This is a genomic window from Phycicoccus sp. DTK01 (assembly GCF_017312765.1).
Lineage (GTDB): Bacteria > Actinomycetota > Actinomycetes > Actinomycetales > Dermatophilaceae > Phycicoccus > Phycicoccus jejuensis.
This window is the reverse complement of record NZ_BOPU01000003.1, coordinates 507,123-529,838: the sequence shown is the minus strand read 5'-3', so window position 1 is coordinate 529,838 and position 22,716 is coordinate 507,123. Positions and strand designations below refer to the sequence as shown.

Below are 22,716 nucleotides of genomic sequence, written 5' to 3'. Positions count from 1 at the left end.
GATCATCCAGCCACCAGCGCTCGAGTGTCAGCGATGTCCTGTCACATCACCTGTCAGGCATGTCCTGGCACACCACACCGGGCTCCACCGGCGGTTTCACACACGTTCGCGGGAGGAGGGGGCGCGGACGGTCAGGTGGGGCGCAGCAGGCGGACCCGGCCGATGCGGTGGCCGTCGACGTCGAGCACCTCGATGACCCTGTCCTGCACCGGGACCCGGTCCCCCGCGACCGCGACCCGTCCGAGCTGCGCGAGGACGAAGCCGCCGACCGTCTCGTAGGCGCCGGTGTCGGGCAGCTCGACCCCCGTGCGCTCGGCGAACTCCTCGAGCGTCGAGCGGGCGTCGAGCACCTCGCCGTCGGGGTCGACGGCCTCGCGCGGCACGACGTCGCGCTCGTCCCAGATCTCGCCGACGAGCTCCTCGACGAGGTCCTCGAGCGTGACGATGCCGTCGGTGCCGCCGTACTCGTCGACGACGACGGCGATGTGCGCCCGCTCGTGCCGCAGCGTGGTGAGCGAGGGCAGCAGCCGGTTGGTGCCGGGCAGCGCGACGATCGGCCGCGTCACGTCGCGCACCGTCCGCGCGTCGCCGCCGGACGCCTCGTGCAGGTCACGGACGTGGACGAAGCCGAGCACGTCGTCGAAGTCGCTGCCGATGACGGGGTAGCGCGAGTGCGGCCGGCCCGCGACCTCGGCGACGGCCTCCGCGAGCCCGAGGTCGGCGTCGAGGAAGGCGACCTCGTGACGCGGCGTCATCACCTCGGTCATCGTGTGCTGGGACGCGCTGAAGACCTCGGCGAGCACCGCGCGCCGGTCGGCCGGGATCGCGTCGGTCGACGTGACGAGGTGCTGGAGCTCCTCCTCCGAGATCTCCTCCCCGGAGGCCTTGGGGTCCAGCCCGAGCAGGCGCACGACGCCGTCCGTCGAGACCGACAGCAGCCGGATGACGGGCCGCATCAGCGCCGCGAACCGGTCGACCGCCGGCGCGACGAGCAGCGCGACCGCGGTCGAGCGCTGGAGGGCGATCCGCTTGGGCACGAGCTCGCCGAGCACGAGCGAGACGTAGGCGATGGCCACGGTCAGCCCGACGAGCGAGACCGTCGCGGCCGCGCCCTCGGGCAGGCCCCAGCCCTCGAGCACGGGCGTGAGGTACGGCGAGATCGTCGAGGCGCCGAACGCCGCCGAGAGGAACCCGGCGAACGTGACGCCGATCTGGACGGCCGCGAGGAAGCGGTTGGGGTTGCGGGCGACGCTGGCGACCTTCGCGCCCCGGCCACCCTGCCGCTCGAGCTGGACGAGCTGGCTCTCGCGCAGCGACACGAGCGCCAGCTCGGTGCCGGCGAACACGCCGCCGACGAGGACGAACACCACGACGAGGGCGATGTCGCCCAGCACGGCCGGCACGGTCGGTCAGCCCCTCTCGACCCGCGTCAGCAGCCGACGAGGCGCTGCGCGAGCCAGCCCTCGACCTGGTCCAGGGCCACCCGCTCCTGCGTCATCGTGTCGCGCTCGCGGATGGTCACGGCGTGGTCCTCGAGGGTGTCGAAGTCGACCGTGATGCAGAACGGGGTGCCGATCTCGTCCTGGCGGCGGTAGCGGCGGCCGATCGCGCCGGCGTCGTCGAAGTCGATGTTCCAGTTCCGGCGCAGCGTCGCGGCGAGGTCGCGGGCCTTCGGCGAGAGGTCGGCGTTGCGCGAGAGCGGCAGCACGGCGGCCTTGACCGGCGCGAGGCGCTTGTCGAGCTTGAGCACGACCCGCTTGTCGACCCCGCCCTTGGTGTTCGGCGCCTCGTCCTCGGTGTACGCGTCGACGAGGAAGGTCATGAGCGAGCGCGAGAGGCCGGCCGCCGGCTCGATGACGTACGGCGTGTAGCGCTCGCCGCTCGCCTGGTCGAAGTAGACGAGGTCGGTGCCCGAGTGCTTGCTGTGGGTCGTGAGGTCGAAGTCGGTGCGGTTGGCGATGCCCTCCAGCTCGCCCCACTCGCTGCCGGCGAAGCGGAAGCGGTACTCGATGTCGACGGTGCGCTTGGAGTAGTGGCTCAGCTTCTCCTGCGCGTGCTCGTAGTGGCGCAGGTTGTCCGGGTCGATGCCGAGGTCGACGTACCAGCGGGTGCGCTCGTCGATCCAGTACTGGTGCCACTCCTCGTCCTCGCCGGGCTTGACGAAGAACTCCATCTCCATCTGCTCGAACTCGCGGGTGCGGAAGATGAAGTTGCCCGGCGTGATCTCGTTGCGGAAGCTCTTGCCGGTCTGGGCGATGCCGAACGGCGGCTTGCGGCGCGAGGACTGCATGACGTTGAGGAAGTTGAGGAAGATGCCCTGCGCGGTCTCGGGGCGCAGGTAGTGCAGGCCCGACTCGTCCTCGACGACACCGAGGTAGGTCTTGAGCAGGCCGGAGAACTGGCGCGGCTCCGTCCACTGGCCGCGGGTGCCGCAGTTCGTGCAGGCGACGTCGGCGAGCTGCACGTCGTCGGGGTTCTCGATGCCCTTCTTCTCGGCGACGGCCTCCTGGAGGTGGTCGGCCCGGAAGCGCTTGTGGCACGAGAGGCACTCGACGAGCGGGTCGGAGAACGTCGCGACGTGGCCGGAGGCCTCCCACGTCTGGCGCGGGAGGATGACCGAGGAGTCGAGGCCGACGACGTCGTCGCGGCTGGTCACGGTGCTCTTCCACCACTGCCGCTTGATGTTCTCCTTGAGCTCGACGCCCAGCGGCCCGTAGTCCCAGGCCGACCGCGTCCCGCCGTAGATCTCGCCGCACGGGAAGACGAAGCCCCGGCGCTTGCAGAGGGAGACGACGGTGTCGACGACGGAGGTGGGGGCAGCCATGGCGCCAAGGCTATACAGGGGCGGCGGGGCGCTCCGAACCGGTTTGCCGCGGGCCCGTAGGCTGGTCCACCGTGTCGACCCTCCGCGAGTCCTTCGAGCGGGCCAGCCTGCCCGCGCTGCGCCGGCTGGACGCCCTCCCCCGGGCGCTCCCCTTCCTCCTCGTGCTCGTGCTCGTCGTCGCCGGCATCCTCCTGCCCTCGCCCGGCTGGCTGCTCATCGGCGTCGTCGTCCTGCTCCTCGGATGGATCCTCGCGCTCGCGTGGCCGCGCCTGTCGACGGCCGAGCGCCTCATGCGACTCGCCGTAGTCGTCCTCATGGTCGCGATCCTCCTGACCCAGGCCTTCCCCCGCACCTGACGGGACGGTCGCCCCACACGATTTGACAACGGTTCTCATCCCGAATGAGAATCGTTGTCATGAAGCGCGCTCTCGCCACCCTCGCCGCCGCCCCCCTCCTCGTCCTCGCGGGCTGCGGGAGCAGCGACCCCGGCTCCGGTGGCTCCGGCGACAAGGCCCTCGAGGTGTCGGCCGCGTTCTACCCGCTCCAGTGGGTCTCGCAGCAGGTCGGCGGCGACCTCGTCGACGTCCGCGCGCTGACCAAGCCGGGCGCCGAGCCGCACGACCTCGAGCTGACCCCGAAGGACGTGGGCGAGCTCGCGCAGTCCGACGTCGTCCTCTACCTCAAGGGCTTCCAGCCGGCCGTCGACGACGCCGTCGCGAGCCAGGCGAAGGACGCCGCCTTCGACGTCTCGGCCGACGCCGACCTCAGCCTCACCGCCACCGAGGAGGGCCACGACCACGCCGGCGAGAGCGCCGAGGAGCACGCCGACCACGCCCACGAGGGAAGCCAGGACCCGCACTTCTGGCTCGACCCGGTGCGCTTCGAGAAGGTCGCCACCGCCGTCGGCGAGCGCTTCGCGACGGCCGACCCCGAGCACGCCGCCACCTACCGGGCGAACGCCTCGACGGTCGTCGGCGAGCTCAAGGCCCTCGACGCCGAGTTCCGCACCGGCCTCGCGCAGTGCGAGAGCAAGGAGCTCGTCACCGGGCACGCCGCCTTCGCCTACCTCGCCCAGCGCTACGGCCTCTCGCAGGAGGGCATCGCGGGCATCTCCCCCGACGCCGAGCCCGACGCCGCCACGCTGCGCGACCTCGCGGCCCACATCGAGGAGCACGGCGTGAAGACGGTCTACAGCGAGACGCTCGTCTCCCCCGCCCTCGCCGAGACCCTCGCCCGCGAGACCGGGGCCACCGTGCAGGTCCTCGACCCCATCGAGGGGATCACCGACTCCTCGGCGGGCACGGACTACCTTGAGGTGATGCGCAGCAACCTCGCGACGCTCGAGAAGGGCCAGCAGTGCCGGTGAGCGACGCCCCCCTCATCGACCTGCGGTCGGCGGCCTTCGGGTACGCCGACCGCACGGTCGTCTCCGGCGTCGACCTCACGGTCCGTGCCGGCGAGGTCGTGGCCCTGCTCGGCCCCAACGGCTCCGGCAAGTCGACGCTCGTCCGCGGCCTCCTCGGCCTGACCGAGCAGCAGGGCGGCGAGGTCCGCCTGCTCGGGGTGCCGCGCGCGGAGCTGCACGACCACACGCGCATCGGCTACGTGCCGCAGCGCCACTCGCTGTCGGCCACGGTGCGCGCCACCGTCGCCGAGATCGTCGCCGTCGGGCGCCTGCCGCACCGCCCGTGGTGGAAGCCCGCCGGGCGCACCGACCGCGACGTCGTCGCCGCCTCGATCGCCGCCGTCGGCCTCGCCGACCGCGCGGACGAGGAGGTCGCCTCACTCTCCGGCGGGCAGCAGCGCCGGGTGCTCATCGCCCGCGCCCTCGCCGGGCACCCCGACCTGCTCGTGATGGACGAGCCGACCGCCGGCGTCGACCGCGCGAGCCAGGACGCCCTCGCCGCGACCCTCCGTGACCTGGCCGCCGACGGCACGTCGATGCTCATCGTCACCCACGAGCTCGACGCCCTGCGCGACGTCGTCTCCCGCATCGTCTGCATGGACGACGGCCACCTCGACTTCGACGGTACGCCGCCGCAGTACGCAGCCCACCTCGCGGCGCACGCCCCCGGCGCCGGTCACCACCACGACGACCACCACCACCCGACCCGCCCCGCGCCGGTCGGTGGCCCCTTCGACGCGCCCCGGGAGGTGCACCCGTGAGCGAGATGCTCGCCCTGGACTTCATGCGCCAGGCGTTCGTCGCCGCGCTCCTCGCCGGGATCGCCGCGCCGCTGGTCGGCACCTTCCTCGTCCAGCGGCGGATGTCGCTCATCGGCGACGGGATGGGTCACGTCGCCCTCGCCGGCGTCGCGGTCGGCATCCTCACCGGGTCGCAGCCCGTGCTCACCGCCCTCGTCGCGGCGGTGCTCGCCGGGGTCGCCATCGAGCTGATCCGCGCCAGCGGCCGCACGAGCGGAGACGTCGCGCTCGCCGTGATGTTCTACGGCGGCATCGCGCTCGGCGTCGTGCTCATCGCGCGCTCGTCGGCGAGCAACCCCTCGAACCTCACCGCCTACCTCTTCGGGGCGATCCTCACGACGAGCGGCGGTGACCTCGCCCTGCTCGCCGCGCTCACCGTCGTCGTGCTCGTCGTGACGACCGTGCTGCGACAGCGGTTCTTCGCGGTCGCCAACGACGAGGAGTACGCGCGCTCGGCGGGCCTGCCGGTCCTCGCCTACAACCTCGTGCTCGCCGTGCTCACGGCGGTGACGGTCGTCGTGTCGATGCGGATCGTCGGGCTGCTGCTCATCAGCGCGCTGATGATCGTCCCCAACGCCACGGCGCAGCTGCTGGCCCGCAGCTTCGGGGCGAGCGTCCGCTGGGCGGTGCTCGTCGGCGTCGTCTCGAGCGTCGGCGGGGTGGCGGTGTCGTACGAGGCGGGCACGCCGTCCGGCGGCACGATCGTCCTCATCGCCATCGGCCTCTTCCTCACGGTCACCGTCGTGACCGGGCTCGTCGGCCGCGCCCGGCGGGCCGCGCACCGCCGCGCCGAGCGGCACGACCACGAGCACGGCCCCCGGTGCGGCCACGACGCCGTCGAGCACGACGACCACGTCGACTACCTCCACGACGGCCACCGCCACGCCGCCCACGAGGGGCACTACGACGAGCACGGCCACCACCACGCACCCGAGCACGACCGGCCGCAGGAGGCAGGGACCCGATGACCGAGCAGACGCAGGCCGCCCGCCGGCCCACCCGCCAGCGCGCGGCCATCGCGCAGGCGCTCACCGGCACCGTCGAGTTCCGCTCCGCCCAGGAGATCCACTCGTCGATGGCCGGCGACGGCACCCGCGTCGGGCTGGCCACGGTCTACCGCAACCTCCAGGCGATGGCCGCCGACGGCGAGGTCGACGTCATCCGCACCGCGGACGGCGAGGCGGTCTACCGCTCGTGCGCGACCGACGACCACCACCACCACGTCGTGTGCCGCTCCTGCGGCCTCGCGGTCGAGGTCACCGGCGACGCCGTCGAGCGGTGGGCCGAGGCCGTGGCCGCCGAGCACGGCTTCACGCAGGTGCGCCACACCGTCGAGATCGACGGCCTCTGCGCGGAGTGCGCCGCACGCCGCTGACGCCCGTCGGCCGGGGTCAGCCGGCCGGGGCCTCCGGCACGCCGGGGGCGTCGACGGCGCCGCCGTACCGCCGCTCGCGGTCGACGTAGGACTCGACCGCGGCCCAGAGGTCGCGGCGGTCGTAGTCGGGCCAGAGCCGGTCCTGGAAGACCATCTCGGCGTAGGCGCTCTGCCACAGGAGGAAGTTGCTCGTGCGCTGCTCACCGGAGCTGCGGACGAAGAGGTCGACGTCCGGCATGTCCGGCTCCGGCAGGTAGCGCGCCACGGTGCGCTCGTCGACGCTGCGCGGCTTGAGCCGGCCCGCGGCGACGTCCTGCGCGAGGCGCTGCACGGCGTCCCCGATCTCGGCGCGGCCGCCGTAGTTGACGCAGAAGTACAGCGTCAGGCCGGTGTTGTGCCGCGTCATCTCCTGGGCCGTCTCGAGCTCCTTGATGACCGAGCCCCACAGGCGCGGCCGCCGGCCGACCCAGCGCATCCGCACGCCCCACGCGTGCAGCTGGTCGCGGCGGCGCCGGATGACGTCGCGGTTGAAGCCCATGAGGAAGCGGACCTCGTCCGGGCTGCGCTTCCAGTTCTCGGTGCTGAAGGCGTACGCCGACAGGTGCGTGACGCCGACCTCGATGGCGCCCGCGACGACGTCGAGGAGCGCGGCCTCGCCGGCCTCGTGGCCCTTGGTGCGGGCGAGCCCGCGCTGGTTGGCCCAGCGGCCGTTGCCGTCCATGACCACGGCGACGTGGCGCGGCATCCGCGACGCCTCGATGACCGGGGCCTGCGCGCCGCTGGGGTGCGGGAAGGGGCGCTCGTAGGGGGTGGGGCCGCTCACCGCTCCACCATACGGAGGCTGCGGATACCGCGTTCGAGGTGCCACTGGAGGAAGGCCGCGGTGAGACCGCTGCCCTCGCGGCGCTGCCGCTGGTCGGCGTCGTCGGCGAGCGCCCAGTCCCCGGCGAGGAGCGCGGCGAGCAGGCGCAGCGTGTCGGGGTGCGGGGCGGTCGAGCCGGGCGCGCGGCAGACCGGGCAGACCGCGCCGCCGGCCGCGACGTGGAAGGCGCGGTGCGGGCCGGGCGCGCCGCACTTGGCGCAGTCGTGGAAGCTCGGGGCGTAGCCGCCGATGGCCATCGCCCGCAGGAGGTAGGCGTCGAGGACGAGGCCGGGGTCGTGCTCGCGGTGGGCCAGGCTGCGCAGCGCGCCGGCGAGCAGGAGGTACTGCTGGAGGGCGGGCTCGCGCTCCTCGGTCAGCCGGTCGCAGGTCTCGAGCACCGCCGTGGCCGCCGTCCACGCGGGGTAGTCGCGGGCGATCGCCTCGCCCCACGGGTCCATCGTCTCGACCTGGGTGACGGTGTCGAGGGTGCGGCCCTCGTAGCACTGGAGGTCGATGTGCATCCCCGGCTCGAGCCGCGCCCCGAACCGGGAGCGGGTGCGGCGCACGCCCTTGCCGACGACCCGGAGCTTGCCGAGGCGCCGGGACAGGACGGTGACGATGCGGTCGGCCTCACCCAGCTTGTGGGTGCGCAGGACGATCGCCTCGTCGCGGTAGAGGGGCACCGCACCATCATCCGCCCCCGCACCGACATCCCCGGCGCCGCCCCGCCGACGACCCCGCCCCGGACATCCCCGCACGTGCGGGGTTGTCGCTGTCCCTCCCTCTCCCGGCGCACGCCAGGCCCGCACGTGCGGGGTTGTCGCGGCCCGGCGCCCACCCAGCGCACGCCAAGCCCGCACGTGCGGGGTCGTCACGGCCCGTCGACGACCTGCACGCGACCGTGGCGCACGACGTGGGGTCATCGCCCCCGCTCTGGCGCCACGAGGGACGCCACCATCCGCGCCCCGGCGTCCGCCGGTGTCAGCGGGGGTCGAGGGCGTGATGGGTCCACAGGTGCACGACGGCGAGGCTGCGGTGTGGCGCCCAGGCCTCGGCCAGCCGGGCCGCCTCGCGCGCCGGCACGCCGCCGAGCGCCTTGCGCAGGACGAGGTCTCCGGGCAGGAAGACGTCGGGGTCGCGCAGGCAGCGCATCATCACGAGGTCAGCGGTCCACGGGCCGACCCCCGGCAGCGCGAGGAGCTCGGCCCGCCGCGCGGTCCGCAGCGCCGGGTCCGGCTCGGCCTCGAGCGACAGCCCCCCGGCCACCGCGGCGCCGAGGGCCAGGAGCGTGCGGGCGCGGGCGCCGGTGACACCCACCGCTCGTTGCAGCTCGTCGGGGTCGGCGGCCGCGAGCGCCATCGGCTCGACGGCCAGCAGCGCCGCCAGCCGGGTCGCGAACACCCGGCCGGCCGCGAGCGACACGTGCTGCCCGAGGACGACGTTGACCGCGGCGGCGAACGGGTCCGGCGCACCGGGGACACGCACGTGCGGCCGGGCCCGGACCAGCGCCCCGAGGACGGGGTCGTCGGCGAGCGCCGCCACCCCCGGCGCCGGGTCGAGGTCGAGCCCGAGCCACCGCCGCCCCGCCATTAGGGCGCCCGCCGCCCCCGGTCCCCCCGAGCGCAGCACCGGCGCACCGGACCCCGGCAGCACGACCTCGAGCCACCCGTCCCCGACCGACCGCCGGTGGATGCTCCCGCCGGGCTCCACCGTGGTCGTCTCGACGCCGTCGACGGCGTGCGCGACGAGCCAGGCCCGCAGCGCCGGCACGTCGACCGGCGCGGACACGACCTCCTCGGTCAGGGGCGGGACGGGCACGCGACCATCCAACCCCACCCCGGCGACACCGCTGCGCCCTACGCTGCCGGGATGACGGAGCAGCCGTTCTTCGACCCGTGGCCGGAGCCGGAGGAGCACGAGCACGACCAGCCCGAGTACGACATCCCGTGGATGCCCCCGCGGCACGTCGTGGGGGTGACCGTCCCCCTCGACGTCGAGATCTTCACCGGCCCCGACGTCGTCGTCCGGGCGACCCGGGCGCGTGCCTTCTCGCGGGGTCTCGAGATCGAGGTCGAGGCGTGGGTCCGACCCGGCGCCACCCGGCCGGTCGACGACGTCGCGCACGGCTGGGAGCAGCAGGAGCCGCGCTTCGGCGTCCGGCTCGCCGACGGGACGCGCCTCGGCCACCGCCCCCCGCACGGGCCTCCGGACGAGGACGCCGGCCCCTCGACCCTCGCGCAGACCGGCGGCCAGGGCGACGCGCTGCGCTCGAGCCGCTCGTGGTGGCTGCATCCGTTCCCCGACGGCGACGCGCTCGAGCTCGTCGTGCGCTGGGACCACCTCGGCGTGCCCGAGAGCGCGGCCTCCCTCCCCCTGGCACCGCTGCGCGAGGCCGGCACGCGCGAGCACGTCCTCTGGGACCCGCCTCCGCCGCCCGGCGCGGACGGGGTCGGCTGGTTCGCCTATGCGCCGATGTCGGGCGCCGCGTACGGCTCATCGCTGGCGATCACGTGGGACGACGACGAGGACGAAGAGGCCCGCGAGCGCGCCGACGAGGAGGAGTAGGCCCGCCCACCACGACCGGGCTCAGGCGAAGTCGCCGGATGCCACCTCGGCCGTGCGCTGCCAGATCGCGTCGAACACGACCTGCGCGACCCGCTGGGGCTCGAGCCCCTGCGGGAGCGACGGCGCCGTCCCGGCGAGCGGGCGCGTCGCGAGCCCGGTCTCGGTGTGCGGGGGCCTCAGGTCGATGACCTGCACGCCGCTGCGGCGGGCCTCGCGGGCCAGCGCGCGGTCGGCGGCGGTCAGGGCCGCCTTGGCCGCGGCGTAGGCGACCATCCCGGGCAGCGGTGCCTCGGCGACGACGGCGCTGATGTTCGCGAGGTAGCCCTTGGTCTCGGCCAGGGCGGGCAGCACCCGGCGCGCGAGGAAGAGCGGGCCGATGACGTCGGTGAGGAAGAGCTCCTCGATGACGGCGTCGTCGGTGTCGACGAGCGTCCCGAAGGCGACGACGCCCGCCGCGTTGACGACCCCGTCGAGCCGTCCGTGCTCCTGGCGGCAGTGCGCGACGAGCCGGTCCCCCAGCGCGGCGTCCCCGATCTCGCCCACCACCTGGGTCGCCCCCGGGACGGCCTCGTCCAGCCGACCCGCGTCCCGTCCGACCGCGACGACGGTGGCTCCCCGCTCCTGCAGCCCCCGCGCGACCAGCCCGCCGAGCACCCCCGAGGCACCGACGACGGCCACGACCTGTGCGTTCTCCTCGCTCATGGCGCCACTCTCGCAGCGGGCGCCGCGCGCCCGCGGGCACGGACCCGGCGCCTCCGGCGCGCGTCGAACGTGGGGCGAGACCGTGGGGCGAGATCGTGGACACGTGTTCGATTCCGGGCTACGCTCACGACATGGCAGTGCTCCAGGGCTCGCTCCTCGACCTCGCCGACGGCATCGAGGTCCGGCCGCTCGGCGACTCGGTGCGGCGCACGGTGCTCGACCACGGCGCGTGGGTCGACGAGCGCACCGGATGGGTCGGTGGCGCCGACGAGCTCTACGAGGCGCTGCGCCGTGACGTCCCGTGGTTCGCCGAGCGGCGGCAGATGTACGACTCGGTCGTCGACACCCCGCGCCTGCTGTCCTTCTACGGGGAGGGCGACCCGCTCCCCCACCTCGCGCTCGAGGAGGCCCGCGACGCCCTCTCGGCGCACTACGCCGCCGAGCTCGGGGAGCCGTTCGTCACCGCCGGCCTGTGCCTCTACCGTGACGGGCACGACTCGGTCGCGTGGCACGGCGACCGCATCGGGCGCAGCCGCAACCAGGACACGATGGTGGCGATCCTGTCCGTCGGCGCCCCGCGCGACCTCCTGCTCCGCCCGCGCGAGGGCGGCGCCTCCCGCCGGTTCGCCGCCGGGCACGGCGACCTCCTCGTGATGGGCGGCTCCTGCCAGCGCACCTGGGACCACGCCGTCCCGAAGACCGCGCGCCCCGTCGGTCCGCGCATCAGCATCCAGTTCCGGGTGCGGGGCGTGCGCTGACGCGCGAGGAGCCGTTCAGCCGCGGATGCTCGCGACGCGGAACTCGACGACCCTCCGGACGAGCTCGAGCGGCAACGGCCGGTCCAGAGGCAGCTGCACCGAGCCCTTCCCCTGCCGGTAGGCGGCGAACTCCTCCGCGAAGGCCTCGTGCCCGTTCGGGGTCGCGTAGAAGCCGACGTGCCGCTCGAACCCGGCGAAGTAGACCAGCGGCTTCTTGTCCAGCTTGTACGCGGGCATGCCGTAGGCCATCGACTCGACCGCGCCCGGCGCCACCTCGCGGACGACCCGGCGCATCGCGTCGAGCCGCTCGCGCACCTCGCCCTCGAAGCCGGCCAGGTACTCGTCGACGGTGTCGGCCATGGGGGCTCCTCGGGGGCGGTCAGTCGGTGAGGACGACGCGGTTGCCGTCGGGGTCGGCGAGCCGCAGGATGCGCACGCTGCTCGCCTGCTCGACACCCTCGTGGGCGACGCCGGCCGCGGTCAACCGCGCGGCGACGGCGTCGAGGTCGAAGACGGTGACGGTGCAGCCGGAGCGACCCGCCGCGTCGGGCTCGCGCCAGACCTGCAGGCCCGCACCGGGGCCGAGGCGCCACTCGAGCAGGCCGTCCATCGGGCGCTCGTCGGGCCCGCGCCCGAGCAGCGCCGTGTACCAGCGCTCGGCGGCATCGAGGTCGGAGACGCGGAGGTTGGGCATCACGAGGGTCGTTTCCATGTCAGGGCAGACCCGTCCCGGGGCAGGAACTCATCGCTGCCGCGCCCAGCCGAGGGCGCCCGGGTGGGCCACCGAGCGCGAGGCGACCTCCACCGCGCGGGCCAGGGCTGCGGGCAGGTCGTCCGCTCCCCCGCGGCCGAGCTCGGCGAGGAGCGCTCCGTGCAGGACGTCACCGGCCCCGAGGGTGTCGACGACGTCGACGACCGGCACGGGCACCTCGCCGTGCAGACCGCCCGCCCAGCGCCAGCGCACCGGCCCGGCGCCGTCGGACACCGCCGCCCACGACGGCCCCGCCGTCAGGACGGCCTGGAGCGCCCCGGCCGACCCCGGGTCGCCCGGCACCGTGAACGCGGACGACAGCACGGCGAGGTCGGTCTCGGCCAGCAGCTCCTCGAGCCCCGGCTTCCACGAGCCGCCGTCCAGGAGCACCGGCACACCCCGCCGCCGGGCCGCCCGCGCGACCGCCACGGCGACCGGCAGGTGGTGCCCGTCGACGAGCACCGCCGCCACCCCGTCGAGCAGGGCGTCGAGCGCCGAGTCCGACGGCGCCCCGAGATCCGTCACCCCGACGGCGTTGCGCGACACCACGGCCCGCTCCCCGGTCGCCTGCGTCACCAGCACGGTCGACAGGGGCGGCTCGAAGGCCGGGGGCGCGAGGTCGGTCACCGCGACACCCCCGGAGGCGAGCTCGCGCAGCACCACCGCCGACAGCGGCCCGCTGCCCACCGCTCCGACGAACCGGGTCGGCACACCGAGCGCGGCGGCGGTCAGGGCCGCGTTGCACGCCGGGCCGCCCGCGGTCACGTCGGCCGCGAGCGCCACGACCTTCTCGTCCGGGCCCGGCACGGCCTCGACGACCTGGACGACGTCGACCGTCGCCAGCCCGCACGCGAGGACCGTGCCGGACACCGGCGCTCAGCCCTCGGTGGGAGCGCGCTCGGCGCGGTTGACCGCGGAGAGGATGGCCCGCAGCGACGCCTTGACGATCGACTCGTGGAGCCCGACGCCCCAGAGGACGCGGTCGCCGACGGCGCACTCGACGTAGGCGGCCGCGCGGGCGTCGCCACCGGCCGACAGCGCGTGCTCGTGGTAGTCGAGGACGCGGACGTCGACGTCGAGGGTCGCGAGCGCCGCGGTGAAGGCGTCGATGGGTCCGTTGCCGCGGCCGTGGACCGGGGTGTCGACCCCGTCGACCCGGATGACGGCGTCGATGACGTCGGTGCCGTCGTCGGAGCCGGCGATCGTCGAGCGGACCGGGCTGAACCGGCCCCACCGGTGGTCGGGCGACTCGGCGTGCAGGTACTCGTCGGCGAACATCGCCCAGATCTCGGCGCCCGAGAGCTCGCCGCCCTCGGTGTCGGTGCGGCGCTGGACGACGTGGCTGAACTCGACCTGGAGGCGGCGCGGCAGGTCCAGCCCGTGCTCGGCCTTGAGCAGGTACGAGACCCCGCCCTTGCCGGACTGGCTGTTCACGCGGACGACGGCCTCGTAGGAGCGCCCGATGTCGTGCGGGTCGATCGGCAGGTACGGCACGCCCCAGTCGAGGTCGTCGATGCTCGTGCCCTTGTCCTTCGCCCGGCGCTCCATGTCCTCGAGGCCCTTCTTGATGGCGTCCTGGTGGGAGCCGGAGAAGGCCGTGTAGACGAGGTCGCCGCCCCACGGGTGCCGCTCGTGGACGGGCAGCTGGGTGCAGTACTCGACGGTGCGCCGGACCTCGGCCATGTCGGAGAAGTCGATCTCGGGGTCGATGCCCTGGCTGAAGAGGTTCATCCCGAGGGTGACGAGGCAGACGTTGCCGGTGCGCTCGCCGTTGCCGAAGAGGCAGCCCTCGATGCGGTCGGCGCCGGCGAGGTAGCCGAGCTCGGCGGCGGCCACGCCCTCCCCGCGGTCGTTGTGCGGGTGCAGGCTGACGACGACGGACTCGCGCCGGTCGAGGTGGCGGATCATCCACTCGATGCTGTCGGCGTAGACGTTGGGCGTCGCCATCTCGACCGTCGCGGGCAGGTTGATGATCATCTTGTGGTCCGGCGTCGGGTCGATGACGTCGATGACCTCGTTGCAGATGCGCACGGCGAACTCGAGCTCGGTGCCGGTGTACGACTCCGGCGAGTACTCGTAGTAGACGTCGGTCTCGGGCACCGTCTCCTCGAGCTTGCGACACAGGCGCGCGGCCTGGAGCGCGATGTCGACGATGCCGTCCTCGCTCATCCCGAAGACGACGCGGCGCTGGAGGACCGAGGTCGAGTTGTAGAAGTGGACGATCGCCTGCTTGCTGCCGCGGATCGCGTCGAAGGTCCGCTCGACGAGGTGGTCGCGGCTCTGCGTGAGGACCTGGATCGTCACGTCGTCGGGGATGTGCCCGCCCTCGATGAGCTCGCGGCAGAAGTCGAAGTCGGTCTGGCTGGCGCTCGGGAAGCCGACCTCGATCTCCTTGTAGCCCATCCGCACGAGGAGCTTGAACATCCGCATCTTGCGCTCGGAGTCCATCGGGTCGATGAGCGCCTGGTTGCCGTCGCGCAGGTCGACGGCGCACCAGCGCGGCGCCTTCGTCATCGTGCGGTCGGGCCAGGTGCGGTCGGGGAGGTGGACCTCGATCTGGTCCTGGAACGGCACGTACTTCGCCGTCGGCATCCCGGAGGTCTGCTGGGGGTGGATCATCTCTGCGCTACGCCTTCGTCTCGTCTGCGGGGGCCGGCCGGGTGCAGCAGGAGCTCCGCGACGAGGGGCGGCCGATGTCAGGCCCCGCCGCGGCAGCGAAGGAGGAGGCGCGAGGAACGCACACGTCGAGCATGCCACAGGGGTCGCGGGGTGGCGAGCGATGTGTCCACGACTCGGGCCGTCGGGCTCACCCGTCGCGCCGGAGCACGACGACGGCGACCTGCCGCCGGACGGTGAAGCCCAGGCGCTGGTAGAGCCGGTCGGCGCCGTCGTTGCCGAGCCGGGTGTGGAGCATCGCCCGGTCACCGCGCTCCTCGATGGCACCGGCGGCGGCGCGGGTCACGAGCGCCCCGAGTCCCGCGCCTCGTGCCTCGGCGGCCACGCAGACCCCCGAGACCTCGCCCCACCCGGGCGGCCGGATGCGCTCGCCGGCCATCGCGACGAGCCGCCCCTCGCGGCGCACCCCGAACCAGCGACCGGCGAGGTGGCTCGTCGGGCCGAAGGGGCCGGGCTCGGTCTCGGCCGCGAGCCGGACCATCTCGGGCGAGTCGGCGTCACCGAGCTCGACCACCCCGTCCTCCCCACGGCGACCGACGGGCCTCTCCGCGACCAGCTGCGTCGCCGGCTCGCGCACGAGCTCGGTCCAGCCGGCCGGCGTGGGCGGCACCTCGCCGCGCAGGAACACCGCCGTGCCCCCGGGTCCGACGAGCTCGGCGAGGGCGTCCCACCCCTCGGCGTCGAGCACGCCGACGCCGCAGAACGGGGCGATGCCGTCGCGGTAGCCGAGGGCGCGGCCCCCCGCGGCCGCACGTGCCAGACCGGCCTGCGGGCCGGTGAGCGCGGACCAGGCGACGTCGTCGAGCGGGTGCCCGCCGGTCACGGCCAGAGGGAGTGGTACGCGTTGAGCGCCTGCTGGCCGCCGAGGTGGGCGTAGAGCACGGTCGAGTCCTTCGGGATGTCGCCGGACCGGACGAGGTCGACGAGCCCGGCCAGCGACTTCCCCTCGTACACGGGGTCGGTGATCATCGCCTCGTACTGGGCGCCGAGGCGCATCGCCTCCATCGTCGAGTCGACGGGGATGCCGTAGAGGTCGCCGGCCCAGTCCGGCAGCAGGGTGAGCTCGTCGTCGCGCAGGTCGCGGCCGAGCTCGATGACCTCGGCGGTGTGGCGGGCGATGCGCTCCAGCTGCGCCCGCGTCTTCTCGAGCGTGGCGCTGGCATCGATGCCGATGATCCGACGGCGAACGCCCGTCAGGTCTTCCAGGGCCGCGAAGCCGGCGACCATCCCGGCGTGCGTCGAGCACGTGACCGTGCAGACGACGACCGTGTCGAAGATGACGCCGAGCGCCTTCTCCTGCTCGGCGACCTCGAAGGCCCAGTTCGCGAACCCGACGCCGCCGAGCGGGTGCTCGCTCGCCCCCGCGGGGATCGGGTAGGGCGTGCCGCCGGCCTCCTCGACCTCGCGCAGTGCGTCCTTCCACGAGTCGCGGATGCCGATGTCGAAGCCCGCCGGGTCCAGCCGCGCGTCGGCGCCCATCATCCGCGAGAGGAGGATGTTGCCGACCCGGTCATTGACCGGGTCGTCCCAGGGAACCCACTTCTCCTGCACGAGACGGCACTTCAGCCCGAGGTGCGCGGCGACGGCGGCGACCTGGCGGGTGTGGTTGCTCTGGTACCCGCCGATGGAGACCAGGGTGTCGGCGCCGCTGGCCAGCACGTCCGGGACGATGTACTCGAGCTTGCGGACCTTGTTGCCGCCGTAGGCCAGCCCGCTGCTCACGTCCTCGCGCTTGGCCCACACCTGCGCCCCGCCGAGGTGCTCGCTCAGCCGGCGCAGGTGGTGCACCGGGCTCGGGCCGAAGGTCAGCGGGTACCGCGGGATCTCGTGCAGGCGCATCCCGCAGGTCTACCACCGCGGGAGGCCCGCGCGTCAGCCCCGTTCGCGGAGCAGGCGCGCGATCTCGGTGCGGCCCAGGCGCTCGGCGTGCTCGAGCGCGGTCACGCCCTCGGCGTCGGCGACGGACGGGTCGGCGCCGGCCTCGAGGAGGATGCGGACGATCTCCTGGTGGCGCGCTCCCCCGTCCCCGAGGATGACCGCCTCGAGGAGCGCGGTCCAGCCCAGCCGGTTGACGTGGTCGACGTCGATGCCGGTGGTCACCACCCGGCGCACGTAGTCGACGTGCCCGCGCTCGCTGGCCGGGATGACCGAGACGCCCCCGTATCGGTTGACCTCGGTGAGGTCGGGGTCGGCGGGCAGCAGCACCTCGAGCATCGCCACGCTCCCGGTCACGCCGGTGACGAGCCACGGGGTGTCGTGACGGTCGTCGAGGGCGTCCGGGTCGGCGCCGGCGGCGACGAGGACCCGGGCGGCCTCGACGTGGTCGGCGGCGGCCGCGAGGAGGAGCGGCGTGCGGTCGTGCTCGTCGCGGGCCTCGGTGTCGGCCCCGGCGTCGAGGGCGGCCCGGACGGCGTCGGCGTCCCCCGTCGACGCGGCGGCGAGGAGGTCGGTGTCGGCGGTGGTCACGGACCCCAGTGTGCGACACCGCCGGAAACGCGGGTGCGGGGCGCGCGGCCCGTCGGACATCCTGTCCCGGTGACGCACTCCCCCGACCTGCCCACCCTCCCGGCCGGCTGCACCGAGCGTGCGCTGACCGCCGACGACCTCGACGCCGCGTACTTCGTGTACTCGAGCGCCCAGCTCGAGGACAGCGGGGTCGTCGCCCTCGAGCGGGCCGACATCGAGGCCGACTGGTCACGCCCGAGCATGGACCTGGCCACGGACACCCGCGGCGTCCTGCGCGACGGGCGGCTCGTGGGCGCGGTGGAGGTGGCCCGGCGCGGGAGCCGGGCCGAGGGCGCCGTCCACCCGCACGCGCGCGGGCACGGGGTCGGGACGTGGCTCGCCGCGTGGGCCGAGGCGCGCTCACGCGCCACCGGAGCGGCGTCGGTGGGGCAGACGGTGCCGCGCGGGTCCGCCGGGCACCGGCTGCTGGAGGCGCGCGGCTACCGCGACGGCTGGACCTCGTGGGTGCTCGAGCTGCCGGCCGGGGCGCGCGTGCCCGAGCGTCCGCTGCCGCCGGGCTACGAGCTGCGCACCGCGACGAGCGACGCCGACCGGCACGCGGCGCACGAGGTCATCGAGACCGCGTTCGGGGAGTGGTCGGACCGCACCGGCGAGACCTACGACGAGTGGGCGGCCGGTACCGTCCGGCGGCCCGGCTTCGAGCCGTGGAACCTGCGGGTCGCGGCGCTCGGCGACGAGGTCGTCGGCGCCTGCTTCACCGTCGTCGACGAGCGGGGGTGCGGGTTCGTCGACCAGGTCGCCGTCGCGCGCGAGCACCGCGGGCGGGGTCTGGCGCAGGCGCTCCTCGCCGACGGCTTCGGCCACGCCGCCGCCCACGGCGCGGTGCGCAGCGAGCTGTCGACCGACAGCCGCACCGGGGCCCTCGACCTCTACCGGCGCGTCGGGATGCGGGTCGCCGCGACGTGGGTCCACCTCGTCCGCGGCCACGACGGCGTCAGCCGCTGAGGCCCCGCACGACCTCGACGTACTCGGTGCGGGCGGCCTCGGCGTCCGTCCCGCGGGCCGCGGCCCAGGCGTCGTACTTGGCGCGGCCGACGAAGTCCATCATCCCCGGGCGCTTGCCGCCGACGTCGCCCTCGGTGGCCTGCTTGTAGAGCGCGTAGAGGCGCAGCTTGGTGTCGTTGCCCGGGTCCTTCGTCAGCCCGGACACCGCCTCGACGGCGGCGCGGAACTCGTCCTCGGTGGCCATGCCGGCGACTCTAGGCGTCGGTCCGCCCGACGGCCAGCGCTCGTCCGGCGGCCGTCGACGCCCGCTGTCGTGCCCCGAGACCCCGGTTCGTCCACGAGACCCCGGCTCGGAGCCGGGGTCTCGTGGACATTTCGGGGTGACCCCGAAAAGTTGAGGCGCGGAGGGGGGCAGCGCTCAGCGGCGCTTGACGAGCTCCTCGGCGACCTGGACCGCGTTGAGGGCCGCACCCTTGCGCAGGTTGTCGCCGACGACGAACAGGGCCAGCCCCTTGCCCTCGGGCGCCGCCTGGTCGGCGCGGACGCGGCCGACGAACACCTCGTCGCGCCCGGTCGCCTGGAGCGGGTTGGGCACGTCGGTGACGACGACACCGGCGGAGCGGCCGAGCACCTCGAGCGCCTGCTCGGGGCTGATGTCGCGCTCGAACTCGGCGTGGATCGCGAGGCTGTGCCCGCTGAAGACCGGGACGCGCACGCAGGTGCCCGAGACGCGCAGGCCGGGGATGTGGAGGATCTTGCGCGACTCGTTGCGCAGCTTCTGCTCCTCGTCGGTCTCGAGGCTGCCGTCGTCGACGAGCGAGCCCGCGAGCGGGACGACGTTGAAGCCGACCGGCACGGCGTAGACCTGCGGGTCGGGCAGGGTGAGCGCGGAGCCGTCGAGCGCGAGGTCCTTGGGGTCGCCGGCGGCGTACCCGCCACGCAGCTGACCGTCGAGCTCGGTGAGGCCGACGCCGCCGGAGCCGGACACCGCCTGGTAGCTGGAGACGTGGAGCCGGACGAGCCCGGCGAGGTCGTGCAGCGGCTTGAGGACCGGCATCGCGGCCATCGTCGTGCAGTTCGGGTTGGCGACGATGCCCTTCGGGATGTCGTCGAGGTCGTCGGGGTTGACCTCGGAGACGACGAGCGGGACCTCGGGGTCCTTGCGCCAGGCGCTGGAGTTGTCGACGACGACGGCCCCGGAGGCGGCCACGCGGGGCGCCCACTCACGCGAGGTCGCGCCCCCCGCGGAGAAGAGCGCGAGGTCCAGGCCCGAGAAGTCGGCCGTGGCCGTGTCCTCGACGGTCACGTCGCGGCCGTCCCACGGCAGCGTCGAGCCGGCGGACCGCGCCGACGCGAAGTAGCGGATCTCCTCGACCGGGAAGTTCCGCTCGTGCAGGAGGGTACGCATGACCTTGCCGACCTGACCGGTCGCACCGAAGACTCCGACTCGCATGCCGGCCAGTCTAGGGAGGGCGGCATCCGCCGGCCGTCGACGGCCCGGCATCCGGTCACCGCCCGGGCGAGGAGCCCGAGCCGGTGGCGTGGCCGGGGCACCCCCACCCCTGGAACGGTGCACCCGGCCACGCCTGCTCTCCGCCCCGGAGGACCGCGTGGCGCGACGACCTCCGTCGGCGGTGGCCGTCGCGGCACTACTGTGACCCGAAGAGCCCCGAGGGGGGAAGCGTGATTGCGAGATCTCGCAACCGTGGGAGGGAGCAGGATCCGTGGGGACCCAGGACGGTGCCGGGGGGCACGCGTACGACGTGGGCGAGTTCTTCCGGTGGGTGCAGGCGCTCGCCGTCCGGGGCGACCCCCGGATGGAGCCGCTCGGTGACCTGGCGCCGGCCTTCGAGTCCGGCATCGCCGCCCTCGCGGGGTCGGTCCGCCGCAGCATCTGGCACATGACGTTCCGCCCCACGTGGTCGGAGGTCCGGATGGCGCGCCCGCTCGCCGACGCCTCACGGCGGACCGGCATCGACGGCCGGTACGTCACCGACCGCGTCACCTCGGCCCGCCTGCCGGTGCTCGCCAGCCACCACCACCCGTACTTCCGGCACCACCCGGTGCACGCGCCGCTGCTCGTCGTCGACGCCCGGCGCGTGTACGTCGGCGCGCCGCCCGGCCACGAGCTCGCCGGCTCGGTGTGGACGAGCACGGCGCCCCAGGTCGTCGGCGGCGCCGTGCGCGCCTTCGACGCCGTGTGGCGGGCCGCCGTCGACCCCCACCCGGGCGACACGGCACCGTTCACCCGTCGCATGGTCGAGATCGCCTTCCACCTGACCGACGGTGCCAGCGATCGGGAGATCGCGCGGGCCATCGGGGTCTCGGAGCGGACGGTCTCGGCCGAGGTCGCCGAGGTCATCCGTCGCCTCGGCGCGCGCAACCGGTCGCACGCCATCGCCCTCATCGGCGACGCCGGCCCCTGACCTGCTGCGGGTCCGCGCCACCCCCTCTAGGCTGGGCGGCCCCACCAGCCCCAGGAGACACCGCCGTGCCCCACCCGTCCGCGATGGACCGCCTCGTCGTCCACGTGGGCCGGCTGGCCGCGGAGCGCTCGCCGGTACTGCGACCTCTCCCCCATCTGCGTGACGTCCTCGTCGAGCTGGAGGCGGTCGAGGCCCGGACGGCGCGCAGCGTGTGGAACATGCAACGGGAGATCCGGCTCCCCGTCGTGCGCCTGGCCGCTCACCTGGACGCCCGCTCGCGCAGCCGGCAGGTCGAGGAGCGCACCATCTACCCGGTGGCCAGGGCGAGGGCCTGCCCGCTGGTGACGTCGTTCGAGCCCGCGATGCGCCTGGCACCGGTCGACCTGCCCCTGCTCGTCGCGGACGAGCGCGACGTGGTGCTCGGCGTCGCGGCGCAGGACGACACGGTCTTCGCCTGGGCGTCCGACGACCCCGAGGTGGCGGCGCTGGCGTCCGCTGCGTTCCTCGAGTGGTGGGAGGGTGCGCGGACGTGGCAGGACGCCGGGCTGCGCGAGCCCCTGCCGCCCCGCCGGTTCAACGTCGCGCTCGGGATGGCCGACGGGCTGTCGGACCGCGAGATCGCCGAGACCCTCGGGGTCAGCGCGCGCACCGTCGCCGTCGAGGTGCGGGCGGTGCTGGACTGGCTCGGTGCCCGCAACCGGGGCCACGGCATCGCGATGCTCGTGGGGGCGGCGTGAGCGTCGGAGGGAGCGCGACCCGGCGACTCGCCACGCAGGTCGAGACCCTGCTGCGGGCGAACGACCCCGTCCTCCGGCCGCTCGGCGAGGGCTGGGCGCTCGTCCGGGCGTTCGAGGAGCTCGAGGCGCGAACCAGGCGCTCGGTGTGGCTGGCCGCGCAGCGCCACATCCGGATGACCGCCCGGGGCATGCACGAGCTCAACGACCGCTCGCGCGCCCGGGGGATCGAGGAGCGCTCGATCTACTCGACGCCCCACGCCCGCTCCTCGCCCCTCCTCACGTCCTTCGAGCCGCAGGCCCGGATCGGTCCGGTCCCCCTCAAGGTCCTCGTCGTGGACGAGGACTACCTCGTCGTCCCGGGCCCCGACGGGGTCGGGGTGTCGGCCACCGCGTGCGGCACCGACGACCCGGACCTGGTCCGGATCGGCATCGAGGCGTTCGAGGAGATGTGGTCCCGCTCCGCCCCCTGGCAGGAGGTCGGGCTGCGTCCACCTTTGCCGCAGAGGCGTTTTCAAGTCGCTCTACTGCTCCTCGAGGGCTACTCGGACCGCGAGGTCGCCGAGGAGCTGCGGGTCGGCGCGCGCACCGTGTCGCAGGAGGTCCGCGAGGTCGTCGCCTGGCTGGGTGCGCGCAACCGGGCACACGCCATCGCGATGCTGGCGGGGGCCGCATGACGAGGGCGTTCGCCGACACCCGACGACTGGCCGAGCGGGTCCGTGCCCTGCTGTCCTCCGGGGACCCGGTCCTGCGCCCGCTCGGGGAGGGCCGCGAGCTGGCCCGCGCGTTCGGCGAGCTCGAGGCCGCGACCGAACGCTCGTTCTGGCGGGTCGCCGACCGTCACGTCCCGTCCATCGCCCGGGCCATGGACCACCTCAACCACCGGACCCGGTCGAGGGGCCTCCACGAGAGGGTCGTCTTCTCCACCCGTCACGCGCACGAGTCGCCCCTGCTCACGTCCTTCGACCCGGGCTGCCGGATCGGGCCGGTCCACCTCAAGATGATCGTCCTCGACGAGCGGTACCTCGTGGTCCCCGGTCCCGACGGCGTGGCCGTGTCGGGGTCCGCCTACGGCTCGGACGACCCCGACCTCGTGGCCCTCGGGTGTGCCGCCTTCGAGGAGACGTGGGAGGCCGCCGTGCCGTGGCAAGAGCTCGGGCTGCGTACCCCGTTGCCGGACAGACGTTTTCGGGTGGCGCTCCTCCTGCTCGACGGCCACTCGGACCGGGAGATCGCCGACGCGCTCGGCGTCGGTGCGCGCACCGTGTCGCACGAGGTCCGCGAGGTCGTCGCCTGGCTGGGCGCCCGCAACCGCTCGCACGCCGTCGCGATGCTCGTCGCCGCCGGCACCCGCTGACCGGGAGCGG

Annotated in this window: 27 protein-coding genes; 12 read left to right on the top strand and 15 right to left on the bottom strand. The window is 74.3% G+C overall.

The features are described 5' to 3' along the window. Window positions 1–131: 131 nt before the first annotated feature. The gene (locus J3473_RS10020) at window positions 132–1,394 is read right to left on the bottom strand and encodes a hemolysin family protein (protein WP_242525801.1); all 1,263 of its coding nucleotides are present in this window, start codon (window positions 1,392–1,394) and stop codon (window positions 132–134) included. A gap of 35 nt (window positions 1,395–1,429) precedes the next feature. After that, a complete protein-coding gene (locus J3473_RS10015) occupies window positions 1,430–2,824 on the bottom strand; it encodes a glycine--tRNA ligase (protein ID WP_207022975.1) in 1,395 nt (464 codons plus the stop codon). 71 nt (window positions 2,825–2,895) lie between these two features. Here J3473_RS10015 and J3473_RS10010 point away from each other — a divergent pair, with 71 nt between their 5' ends. The 5 genes from J3473_RS10010 to J3473_RS09990 are packed head-to-tail and all read left to right on the top strand — an operon-like array spanning window position 2,896 to window position 6,404. Beyond that, a complete protein-coding gene (locus J3473_RS10010; protein ID WP_030529322.1) occupies window positions 2,896–3,180 on the top strand; it encodes a DUF6703 family protein in 285 nt (94 codons plus the stop codon). A 59-nt stretch (window positions 3,181–3,239) separates the two neighbouring features. Continuing rightward, the gene (locus tag J3473_RS10005; protein WP_242525800.1) at window positions 3,240–4,190 is read left to right on the top strand and encodes a metal ABC transporter substrate-binding protein; all 951 of its coding nucleotides are present in this window, start codon (window positions 3,240–3,242) and stop codon (window positions 4,188–4,190) included. Then, entirely contained in the window at window positions 4,187–4,990 is an 804-nt protein-coding gene (locus J3473_RS10000; protein ID WP_030529320.1) for a metal ABC transporter ATP-binding protein, read from the top strand. Before J3473_RS10005 ends, J3473_RS10000 begins: the two co-directional genes overlap by 4 nt. Next, window positions 4,987–5,997, top strand: a complete 1,011-nt coding sequence (locus J3473_RS09995; RefSeq protein ID WP_030529319.1) for a metal ABC transporter permease — start codon at window positions 4,987–4,989, stop codon at window positions 5,995–5,997. Before J3473_RS10000 ends, J3473_RS09995 begins: the two co-directional genes overlap by 4 nt. Further along, complete coding sequence (locus J3473_RS09990) at window positions 5,994–6,404, top strand: Fur family transcriptional regulator (RefSeq protein ID WP_030529318.1); 411 nt, start codon at window positions 5,994–5,996, stop codon at window positions 6,402–6,404. Before J3473_RS09995 ends, J3473_RS09990 begins: the two co-directional genes overlap by 4 nt. Before the next feature lie 16 nt (window positions 6,405–6,420). On the opposite strand, the gene J3473_RS09985 is transcribed toward J3473_RS09990, so the two are convergent. The 3 genes from J3473_RS09985 to J3473_RS09975 form a co-directional block, all read right to left on the bottom strand. After that, window positions 6,421–7,227: an isoprenyl transferase gene (locus J3473_RS09985; RefSeq protein ID WP_030529317.1), complete on the bottom strand. Its 807-nt coding sequence runs from the start codon at window positions 7,225–7,227 to the stop codon at window positions 6,421–6,423. Continuing rightward, the gene (recO, locus tag J3473_RS09980) at window positions 7,224–7,949 is read right to left on the bottom strand and encodes a DNA repair protein RecO (RefSeq protein WP_030529316.1); all 726 of its coding nucleotides are present in this window, start codon (window positions 7,947–7,949) and stop codon (window positions 7,224–7,226) included. Before recO ends, J3473_RS09985 begins: the two co-directional genes overlap by 4 nt. 298 nt (window positions 7,950–8,247) lie before the next feature. Next, window positions 8,248–9,084 (bottom strand): DNA-3-methyladenine glycosylase, encoded by an 837-nt coding sequence (locus J3473_RS09975; RefSeq protein WP_207022972.1) that lies wholly within the window; start codon window positions 9,082–9,084, stop codon window positions 8,248–8,250. 51 nt (window positions 9,085–9,135) lie between these two features. Between J3473_RS09975 and J3473_RS09970 the strand changes: the two genes are divergently transcribed. Next, the gene (locus J3473_RS09970) at window positions 9,136–9,831 is read left to right on the top strand and encodes a hypothetical protein (protein ID WP_207022969.1); all 696 of its coding nucleotides are present in this window, start codon (window positions 9,136–9,138) and stop codon (window positions 9,829–9,831) included. Window positions 9,832–9,852: 21 nt separating this feature from the next. Here the strand turns inward: J3473_RS09970 and J3473_RS09965 are convergent, their stop codons facing one another. Then, complete coding sequence (locus tag J3473_RS09965; protein ID WP_207022967.1) at window positions 9,853–10,533, bottom strand: SDR family oxidoreductase; 681 nt, start codon at window positions 10,531–10,533, stop codon at window positions 9,853–9,855. A gap of 131 nt (window positions 10,534–10,664) precedes the next feature. Here J3473_RS09965 and J3473_RS09960 point away from each other — a divergent pair, with 131 nt between their 5' ends. Beyond that, window positions 10,665–11,291: an alpha-ketoglutarate-dependent dioxygenase AlkB gene (locus J3473_RS09960; RefSeq protein WP_207022964.1), complete on the top strand. Its 627-nt coding sequence runs from the start codon at window positions 10,665–10,667 to the stop codon at window positions 11,289–11,291. 15 nt (window positions 11,292–11,306) lie between these two features. On the opposite strand, the gene J3473_RS09955 is transcribed toward J3473_RS09960, so the two are convergent. From J3473_RS09955 to J3473_RS09925, 7 genes are all read right to left on the bottom strand, one after another. Then, on the bottom strand, window positions 11,307–11,651 hold the full coding sequence (locus J3473_RS09955) for an iron chaperone (protein ID WP_207022961.1): 345 nt from the start codon (window positions 11,649–11,651) through the stop codon (window positions 11,307–11,309). A gap of 19 nt (window positions 11,652–11,670) precedes the next feature. Next, complete coding sequence (locus J3473_RS09950) at window positions 11,671–11,985, bottom strand: VOC family protein (RefSeq protein ID WP_242525799.1); 315 nt, start codon at window positions 11,983–11,985, stop codon at window positions 11,671–11,673. A 48-nt stretch (window positions 11,986–12,033) separates the two neighbouring features. Continuing rightward, window positions 12,034–12,912: a PfkB family carbohydrate kinase gene (locus J3473_RS09945; protein WP_207022955.1), complete on the bottom strand. Its 879-nt coding sequence runs from the start codon at window positions 12,910–12,912 to the stop codon at window positions 12,034–12,036. A gap of 6 nt (window positions 12,913–12,918) precedes the next feature. Next, window positions 12,919–14,661, bottom strand: coding sequence for a 2-isopropylmalate synthase (gene leuA / locus J3473_RS09940; protein WP_207022953.1), 1,743 nt, complete (start codon window positions 14,659–14,661; stop codon window positions 12,919–12,921). A gap of 187 nt (window positions 14,662–14,848) precedes the next feature. Continuing rightward, window positions 14,849–15,541: a GNAT family N-acetyltransferase gene (locus J3473_RS09935; RefSeq protein WP_207022950.1), complete on the bottom strand. Its 693-nt coding sequence runs from the start codon at window positions 15,539–15,541 to the stop codon at window positions 14,849–14,851. Then, window positions 15,538–16,557, bottom strand: coding sequence for a 1-aminocyclopropane-1-carboxylate deaminase (locus J3473_RS09930; RefSeq protein WP_030529306.1), 1,020 nt, complete (start codon window positions 16,555–16,557; stop codon window positions 15,538–15,540). Before J3473_RS09930 ends, J3473_RS09935 begins: the two co-directional genes overlap by 4 nt. A gap of 33 nt (window positions 16,558–16,590) precedes the next feature. Beyond that, on the bottom strand, window positions 16,591–17,184 hold the full coding sequence (locus J3473_RS09925; RefSeq protein ID WP_030529305.1) for an ankyrin repeat domain-containing protein: 594 nt from the start codon (window positions 17,182–17,184) through the stop codon (window positions 16,591–16,593). 69 nt (window positions 17,185–17,253) lie between these two features. Between J3473_RS09925 and J3473_RS09920 the strand changes: the two genes are divergently transcribed. Then, window positions 17,254–18,189, top strand: coding sequence for a GNAT family N-acetyltransferase (locus tag J3473_RS09920; RefSeq protein WP_207022947.1), 936 nt, complete (start codon window positions 17,254–17,256; stop codon window positions 18,187–18,189). Here the strand turns inward: J3473_RS09920 and J3473_RS09915 are convergent. Continuing rightward, window positions 18,179–18,433, bottom strand: coding sequence for an acyl-CoA-binding protein (locus tag J3473_RS09915; protein WP_207022944.1), 255 nt, complete (start codon window positions 18,431–18,433; stop codon window positions 18,179–18,181). The two genes, J3473_RS09920 and J3473_RS09915, sit on opposite strands and share 11 nt — an antisense overlap. 174 nt (window positions 18,434–18,607) lie before the next feature. Further along, window positions 18,608–19,642 carry an aspartate-semialdehyde dehydrogenase gene (locus J3473_RS09910; protein WP_207022942.1) on the bottom strand — a complete coding sequence of 345 codons (1,035 nt, stop codon included), beginning with the start codon at window positions 19,640–19,642 and terminating at the stop codon, window positions 18,608–18,610. Window positions 19,643–19,913: 271 nt separating this feature from the next. Between J3473_RS09910 and J3473_RS09905 the strand changes: the two genes are divergently transcribed. The 4 genes from J3473_RS09905 (at window position 19,914) to J3473_RS09890 (ending at window position 22,706) form a co-directional block, all read left to right on the top strand. Beyond that, on the top strand, window positions 19,914–20,615 hold the full coding sequence (locus J3473_RS09905) for a helix-turn-helix transcriptional regulator (RefSeq protein ID WP_207022940.1): 702 nt from the start codon (window positions 19,914–19,916) through the stop codon (window positions 20,613–20,615). A 65-nt stretch (window positions 20,616–20,680) separates the two neighbouring features. Next, window positions 20,681–21,352 carry a helix-turn-helix transcriptional regulator gene (locus J3473_RS09900; protein WP_207022938.1) on the top strand — a complete coding sequence of 224 codons (672 nt, stop codon included), beginning with the start codon at window positions 20,681–20,683 and terminating at the stop codon, window positions 21,350–21,352. After that, a complete protein-coding gene (locus tag J3473_RS09895; protein ID WP_207022935.1) occupies window positions 21,349–22,026 on the top strand; it encodes a helix-turn-helix transcriptional regulator in 678 nt (225 codons plus the stop codon). The genes J3473_RS09900 and J3473_RS09895 overlap by 4 nt, the downstream gene beginning before the upstream one ends. Next, window positions 22,023–22,706 (top strand): helix-turn-helix transcriptional regulator, encoded by a 684-nt coding sequence (locus J3473_RS09890; protein ID WP_207022934.1) that lies wholly within the window; start codon window positions 22,023–22,025, stop codon window positions 22,704–22,706. The genes J3473_RS09895 and J3473_RS09890 overlap by 4 nt, the downstream gene beginning before the upstream one ends. Window positions 22,707–22,716 lie beyond the last annotated feature (10 nt).